This window comes from Acinetobacter sp. 12966 (assembly GCF_031196995.1).
GTDB classification, from domain to species: domain Bacteria; phylum Pseudomonadota; class Gammaproteobacteria; order Pseudomonadales; family Moraxellaceae; genus Acinetobacter; species Acinetobacter geminorum.
Window position 1 is genome coordinate 40,114 of sequence record NZ_JAVIMC010000027.1, and the last position, 6,866, is coordinate 46,979.

Below are 6,866 nucleotides of genomic sequence, written 5' to 3' on the forward strand. Positions count from 1 at the left end.
ACATCCAGCATTAATCATTAAAGCGGGGTGGCTGAATGCTTGAACCAACTTTAACTGGTAAATCGCTTTCTAATACGTAGGCATAACTCAACTGATCAAAAGTTCTAAAGACCATCAGACTACCAATTTGTTGTCCTGGTAACTGTATTGGTTCTTTGGTTTTAGGATCTCGAATGGTTTCACCTTGTTGCGTAATATCAAAAACTTGTCCTACTTGAATACCTTGTACAGTACCTCTATCCAAAGTCACTACACTATTTTTGGCAGCAGTACCAATTGATCCCATTACACGAATAATTTTGCCGCCATCGGTCATCTGAGTAGCGTCTACTGGATAAAATAAAGTAGGTAGGGTTGCCTCTTCTTCTGGCATCACCCGATCACCACGACGTACTTCGGAATTGTAGCTATCAGTTAACTCAAGCGTTGTTATGTCTTTTTCAGAAGAGATCGCAATCCCTGAAGCAACTTGTTGCAGCTCAATACCTAGACTATGCTTTTTACCTTTACTGTCTGTGAAATAATAAGGTTCACCTTCACGATAAACTGCATAACGTTGACCATCAATTAAACCTTGTCCGCGCGCATAAATAGTTTGACCTTTTGCCGCAAGCACGCGTTGATCAGCAGTACCAACAATATAAGGAGTGTGTTCAATTGCGTCGGCTGGCAAAATTGTGCTGTGTTCTAACCATTGTTTGATATGTTCAAGAGGAATAACAGGTACGTTATTGTTAAGTGACTCCACACGAACTTGAGGTTGCAAATTTGTCATTTGACCTGTGTAACGGCGAATAATGCCGACACAGCCATCTCCCTCATCTTTTCCAACCAATGGACGGCCATCTAAACTACATAACAGTAATCGATCACCTGGATAAATCCAGTGTGGATTTTTAACATGTTGGTTGCTTGCCCAAATTTCAGGCCAGCGCCAAGGTTTGTTTAGAAAATGACCGGAAATATCCCATAGCGTATCTCCTCGTTTTACAACGTAGACATGTGGTGCATTACTTTTAAGAGAGGGTGGATTATGGTTTGGACTAGCAGCATAAACCTCTGCTACTGTACCGAATGCAACCCCTGTAAAAAGTGCTAAAGCAAGTAAATGCTTTTTTATCCCCAAAGCATGAAATTGAACCATGCCGTCAAAAACCTTTTTCATTATGATAATTCCTAAAAATTATGCGTGCAGATGCGTTATAATAGGCGGCTAACACACAATTTTTCGATGAAGTATTTCCTTCATTTGGTTTTTCAATCAATGGCATAAGTGAGGACGTCAGTATGGCCTTATTACCTATTTTAAGTTTTCCTGATCCCCGTCTTCGTACCATTGCTAAGCCTGTTGAAGAAGTTACTGATGAAATTCGTCAACTTGCAGCAGATATGCTTGAAACCATGTATGCGGCACCCGGTATTGGTTTAGCAGCTTCTCAGGTCGATCGTCATATTCAGCTTATCGTCATAGATTTGTCTGAATCTAAAGATGACCCTATGGTTTTCATTAACCCCAAAATAACTCCACTGACAGAAGATAAGCAGCAGTACGAAGAAGGCTGCCTATCGGTGCCACAAATATACGACAAAGTTGAGCGCCCGTCACGTGTGAAAATTGAGGCAATTAACCTTGAAGGTCAAGCATTTGAGTTAGAAGCTGATGGACTTCTCGCTGTTTGTATCCAACATGAAATGGATCACTTAAATGGCAAATTATTTGTGGATTATTTGTCGCCACTTAAACGTCAGCGTGCTCGAGAAAAAGTCGAAAAAGTTGTTCGTCAACGTGAGCGTGAAAAAGTTGCAGTAAAACGTTAAAAATTTCTATTCTTGAAACATTAATAATATAGTGTGGATGTGATTTTTGGTTTTCCGTAGTGGTTTACTGCTTGCATGTGCAGCAGTATTTTTACAGGTTGCGGTATTTCTACAGCCGCTATTACCGAAGCAGTATCAAATTGCTCCGGTCTGTGAAACTATTACCCTCGCTTTGCTTAAACCTAAAGCACAGATGGAAACCATGTCACATGCCATGCATTCACATCATGAACATCATATTGAACAGGCACAAGCTTCTGAGCAACATGATCATCATGATGCAAATCACCAGTGTCAATATTGTACCGTCTATGCCAATCTGGTTTTGCCACCTGAATTTGGCGTAAAAGAAGTTTTAGTCCGCATACAAGTCCGCTTAGTCGCTTATCAACAAGCATTTAGACACGTCTACTTTGCACTACAGCGACTTTTTCTACTCCCGCAAGGGCGTGCACCACCTCTATTTGCATAAATAAAAGCAATTTTTTGTTGGGGTCTTAACTGACTTCGATATCACTTTATTTATGTTTTAGAGCGTATAAAAATGCCACATTCTAAATTTTTACTACAACCTTTATGGGTTGCGATGCTTGCTGTCTCTCATTCGGGGCTAGTTTTTGCTGATTCAGAAAAAAATGATGCCGATACCAAAGTGCTTCACTCATTAGCACCTATTGTTGTTACAGCACAACAAGGCAACGATGCAAATGGTCTGATTGTACATGCAGACCCAAAGCAACCCATTCAGCCAGTGCCTGCTACAGATGGTGCAGACTACCTACAAAGTATTATGGGGTTTAACTCCATACAAAGCGGTGGAACCAATGGTGATGTGACATTCCGAGGTATGTTTGGTTCACGCATCAAAATTCTAACGGATGGAACTGAGAACTTAGGTGCTTGTCCAAACCGTATGGATGCTCCAACTTCTTATATTTCACCAGAAAGTTATGATCGTATTTCTGTTATTAAAGGTCCGCAAACTGTTCAATATGCCAATACAGGTTCTGCTGCAACAGTCCTTTTTGAGCGTCAGCCTGAGAAGCTCACCTCTGAAAAACCTTATCGCGGTCAAGCGAGTGTCTTGCTAGGTTCATTTGGACGTATTGATCATAATGTTGAAGCGGCCGTTGGCGATGAGAAAAAATATATTCGTTTAAATGCTAACCGTTCAGAATCGAATAGTTATCAAGATGGTGGTGGCAATACCGTGCCATCAGCATGGAAAAAGTGGAATGCTGATGTAGCGCTGGGCTTTACTCTAGATGAAAACACGTGGGTCGAACTCACTGGTGGAAAATCTGATGGTGAATCGCTTTATGCTGGACGTTCAATGGACGGATCTCAGTTTGCGCGTGAAAGCTTAGGGCTGCGTTTCGAAAAGAAAAATATCACTGATGTCATTAAGAAAATTGAAGGGCAGGTGAACTACAGCTATAACGACCATATTATGGATAACTTTAGCTTACGTACCCCGCCATTAGTTGAAATGAATCATGGTGGTATGACCATGCTGATGCCGAATCCAATGGCAATGCAAGTGACACGCCGTACCTTAAACTCACGTTTGGCAATGACTTCTGAATGGAACAAATGGAGTTTGATCACAGGCGTTGATTCTCAATTTAATAAACATGGCGGTAGCATGTCATCGCCAACAATGCCTTCTATGAATATTCCATATCGCCAAGATATGCGTTTTCAATCATATGGTGCTTTTGGCGAACTCGGCTATCAATGGAACGATTTCAACAAAATGGTTACAGGTGCACGTTTAGATCGAGTAACAGTTGAAGATGAGCGTGCTGATTCTCAAGCAAAAGGTTTTAATACTAAACTTGAAAAGACTTTACCGAGTGCATTTGTCCGTTGGGAAAATCAACATCCTGAGCATGACCTAAAAAGCTATATTGGTTTAGGTTATGTAGAGCGTATGCCTGATTATTGGGAACTTTTCTCGCCTAAACATGGTAACGCTGGTTCAACTAATACTTTTAACGGTGTGAATCCTGAGAAAACATTACAGTTGGATCTGGGTTTCCAGCAACAGCATGGCGCATTAAACACATGGGCTTCTGCTTATGCTGGTTTGGTTGATGACTACATTTTAATGAGTTATCACCATCACCCAAGTACTGGAATGGGTGGGCATGATATGAGCCATGATATTACTGCGGGTGCTAAGAATGTCGATGCAACCATCGCAGGTGCGGAAGCGGGTGTTGGATATCAATTTACCGATCATATTCAGGCAGATTTGAGTGCGATGTATGCATGGGGTAAAAACACTACAGATGACAAACCACTACCTCAAATTTCACCTTTAGAAGGTCGCCTAAATATTCGCTATGTGGCTGATAAATATAATTTAGGATTATTATGGCGAGCTGTGGCTGAGCAAAACCGTGTGAGTCTACATCAGGGTAATATCGTGGGATATGACCTAAAACCAAGTAAAGGTTTCTCGACTCTTTCTCTAAACGGAAGTTACAACCTTCGTAAAGATATCGATGTCTCTGTTGGCATTGATAACGTATTAGATAAGATCTATACCGAACACTTAAATAAAGCGGGTAGTGCAGGCTTTGGATTTGCTAGTGAAGAGCAGTTCAACAATATCGGAAGAAACTACTGGGTCCGTATGAGCATGAAGTTTTAAAAAGCTTAGCGAATTAAATGAACTGAAAATATTAATTTAAAGAGAGAAATGAAATGACTAATAAATTATCACCTGAACAATCTTGGTGGGGATGGAAGTTACTTATTGTGGCTTCTATCTTGAGTTTATTGTTTATGATTATTTTTTACTTGGCAATCAACAATGAACCTGACTACATGCCAAGTCAAAAAAAGAAGCAAATGATGGAGTCACACGAGCAAATGAATCACGCTGAAATGCATAGTTCATCAGCTCAATAAGTTCCTTAGTATTTGAAAATGGAAGTCTAATTAACGGGCTTCCATTTTTGTTTTTTAGGTTTTAAAAATTATTGATGCATACTCGCTAAGGTTTTTGCCTTACCTTGATTCTGATAAAGCGTTAAGCCAAGTTTTTGTATATTACGGCCTGATTTAGATAAAAACTTTTCAACTTTTGGTGAAAGCTTTGCACCATTATAAAGTAGTGAATTACGCACAATCAGATAATAAGCAAACCATGAAGCCGACTGCTGAGGCAATCCGAGTAGTTTCATTCTCTTCTTGCCAATAAAAAATTGGGTAAGTTCTAAATGTTGTCGATAAGCAAGCTTCTGCTGCAAAGAGCGTAAATGCAGATATTTTCTCTCAAAAGGCTCTTTAGATAAGCTTGATCCTAACTCAACACTGCTGTGATCGGAGCGAGGGTGAGCAAACTGCATCCAGTAAAGTAACCTCCAACCCTCAGATTCAGATTGAATAAGCCATTTTTCATCAATACCCATCAACCAGCCAACATAACGCCAAAAATGTAAAAAACTCTTGGCTTCTTGTTTGGTCGGCCATACACCTAAGGCTCTAATACCGAGTAAAACTACACTGCTAAAAGCCAAATTGGTCATAGCTAAATCAAATTGATTAAGAGGAATTCCCCAAACCTCGCTATCCCAACGATCAGACTTTTTTAATTGTCGGCGAACGAGTGCATGAATAAAACGAACATAAATCGTTGATGTAAAACCTGCGCTTAGACGCTCAAGTCCTTGAGGTTCAGTAATATCAACCCACCATTTTGTGGTTTCAGCTAAACGTGTACCCGCTTGTTTCTTTAATGCTCCCGTTAAAATTAGCGGCTGATTAAATCCCGGATATAAATATCCCGCCATTAAGGATAAATCTCTAAGAATAAAACCATTATTTATTCCTAAACGATGAGTAAATTTAACAGCCTCATCAATTTGACGCTGATCTAACCATTCAGGCTTTTGTTCAATGTAATTAAAGAAATTTTCTAACTCAGTAGGTATAGGCTCAGATAGGTCATCGCGGCCTTGAAATAATATCTTCTCAAAAATCATGCGGTGATCTTTGGGATTTTGCATAACCCAATCAATCACCTTATCCATTTCAACGTCCCCTTCATAAAGAGCACGTTGTAAAGACACATATTCCGTATAGTTTGGTTGTACAGGTTTTTCACAACAGATATTTAAAAACTGAGTAAAGAAATTACTGTCTTGCATGTCATTAAAAGAAGCAAGTCGAGTCGGGCTAATCGTTTGCATATCGTTACTTATTTATTGAACTGAATAATAAATAGGCTAATATGAATAATTATTCGCATTCAATTCGCATTTAACGAATAAAAAACGATGAGAAAAGCCCCACAGCAACAGCGTTCAAAAATTATTGTTGACCATATTTTAGAGGCAACACAGCAGTGTATCGCCCAGTATGGATTACTACATACGACGACGCCTAAAATTGCAGAGAAATCTGGAGTAAGTGTTGGGTCGATTTACCAATACTTTGAGAATAAAGATCAAATCATAGAAGAACTATTACGCCGTAAAAGCGAACTGTTAGGACATCAACTTAAAGAATTAGTTGTGCGACAAGGAAATATTCCTTTAGAGCTGCTCATTCCCTTAGCAATAGAGTTGGGATTTAATGCATTAAAAGCCGATCATGGATTTTTTATAGAAGTATTGAAACATTGGCATGACTATAGTCATTCGCAAGCTGCTCAGATTTTAGAAAAGCATTTTTTTGAAGTAGGGCTATATACATTCAGTAGAAATCCTCATCAGTGGGACTTCGAACAGGTAAAGCATAAATCCTTTGTAATTATTAATAGTACGCTTTTTACGATGATGCGATATGTAAGTCAGAGCAATTTTCTTATCTCAGAACAACAACTTAAACGTGAATTATCGAACATGATACTGGCTTATTTAAGCCAAAAATAAAAAATTAAAATAATTATTTATATAAAACAATATGTTAATTGGAATTTTGGTTTAAAAGTAAACGCTCGAGTCATTAATTTTTAATTTTCGCTTGCAAAGGGTTGGTAATCCTCTATAATGCACATCCATCGGCGGTGATGCAGATAGAAACTTGTTGAAAAA

General features: G+C 39.1%; 6 protein-coding genes and 1 pseudogene. 5 read left to right on the forward strand and 2 right to left on the reverse strand.

All coding sequences use genetic code 11. The features are described 5' to 3' along the window. Positions 1-10: 10 nt before the first annotated feature. Complete coding sequence (locus RFW85_RS05630; RefSeq protein ID WP_170249081.1) at positions 11-1,165, reverse strand: LysM peptidoglycan-binding domain-containing protein; 1,155 nt, start codon at positions 1,163-1,165, stop codon at positions 11-13. 122 nt (positions 1,166-1,287) lie between these two features. On the opposite strand from RFW85_RS05630, the gene def reads away from it, so the two are divergent. From def to RFW85_RS05650, 4 genes are all read left to right on the forward strand, one after another. Continuing rightward, the gene (def, locus tag RFW85_RS05635) at positions 1,288-1,818 is read left to right on the forward strand and encodes a peptide deformylase (RefSeq protein WP_002114101.1); all 531 of its coding nucleotides are present in this window, start codon (positions 1,288-1,290) and stop codon (positions 1,816-1,818) included. Positions 1,819-1,864: 46 nt separating this feature from the next. Then, complete coding sequence (locus RFW85_RS05640; protein ID WP_086394857.1) at positions 1,865-2,290, forward strand: DUF2946 family protein; 426 nt, start codon at positions 1,865-1,867, stop codon at positions 2,288-2,290. Positions 2,291-2,362: 72 nt separating this feature from the next. Then, complete coding sequence (locus RFW85_RS05645; protein WP_170249083.1) at positions 2,363-4,477, forward strand: TonB-dependent copper receptor; 2,115 nt, start codon at positions 2,363-2,365, stop codon at positions 4,475-4,477. Positions 4,478-4,530: 53 nt separating this feature from the next. Next, on the forward strand, positions 4,531-4,737 hold the full coding sequence (locus tag RFW85_RS05650) for a hypothetical protein (RefSeq protein ID WP_005072046.1): 207 nt from the start codon (positions 4,531-4,533) through the stop codon (positions 4,735-4,737). 68 nt (positions 4,738-4,805) lie between these two features. Here the strand turns inward: RFW85_RS05650 and RFW85_RS05655 are convergent, their stop codons facing one another. Then, positions 4,806-6,020 (reverse strand): oxygenase MpaB family protein, encoded by a 1,215-nt coding sequence (locus tag RFW85_RS05655; protein WP_170249085.1) that lies wholly within the window; start codon positions 6,018-6,020, stop codon positions 4,806-4,808. A gap of 87 nt (positions 6,021-6,107) precedes the next feature. Between RFW85_RS05655 and RFW85_RS05660 the strand changes: the two are divergent. Next, positions 6,108-6,678, forward strand: a pseudogene (locus tag RFW85_RS05660) (TetR/AcrR family transcriptional regulator). The last annotated feature ends 188 nt before the right edge of the window (positions 6,679-6,866 follow it).

Bases quoted from the DNA above. Each gene is read 5' to 3' on its own strand.
- RFW85_RS05645 (WP_170249083.1), top strand. From the start codon at position 2,363: ATGCCACATTCTAAATTTTTACTACAACCTTTATGGGTTGCGATGCTT.
- def (WP_002114101.1), top strand. From the start codon at position 1,288: ATGGCCTTATTACCTATTTTAAGTTTTCCTGATCCCCGTCTTCGTACC.
- RFW85_RS05650 (WP_005072046.1), top strand. From the start codon at position 4,531: ATGACTAATAAATTATCACCTGAACAATCTTGGTGGGGATGGAAGTTA.
- RFW85_RS05655 (WP_170249085.1), bottom strand. From the start codon at position 6,020: ATGCAAACGATTAGCCCGACTCGACTTGCTTCTTTTAATGACATGCAA.
- RFW85_RS05630 (WP_170249081.1), bottom strand. From the start codon at position 1,165: ATGAAAAAGGTTTTTGACGGCATGGTTCAATTTCATGCTTTGGGGATA.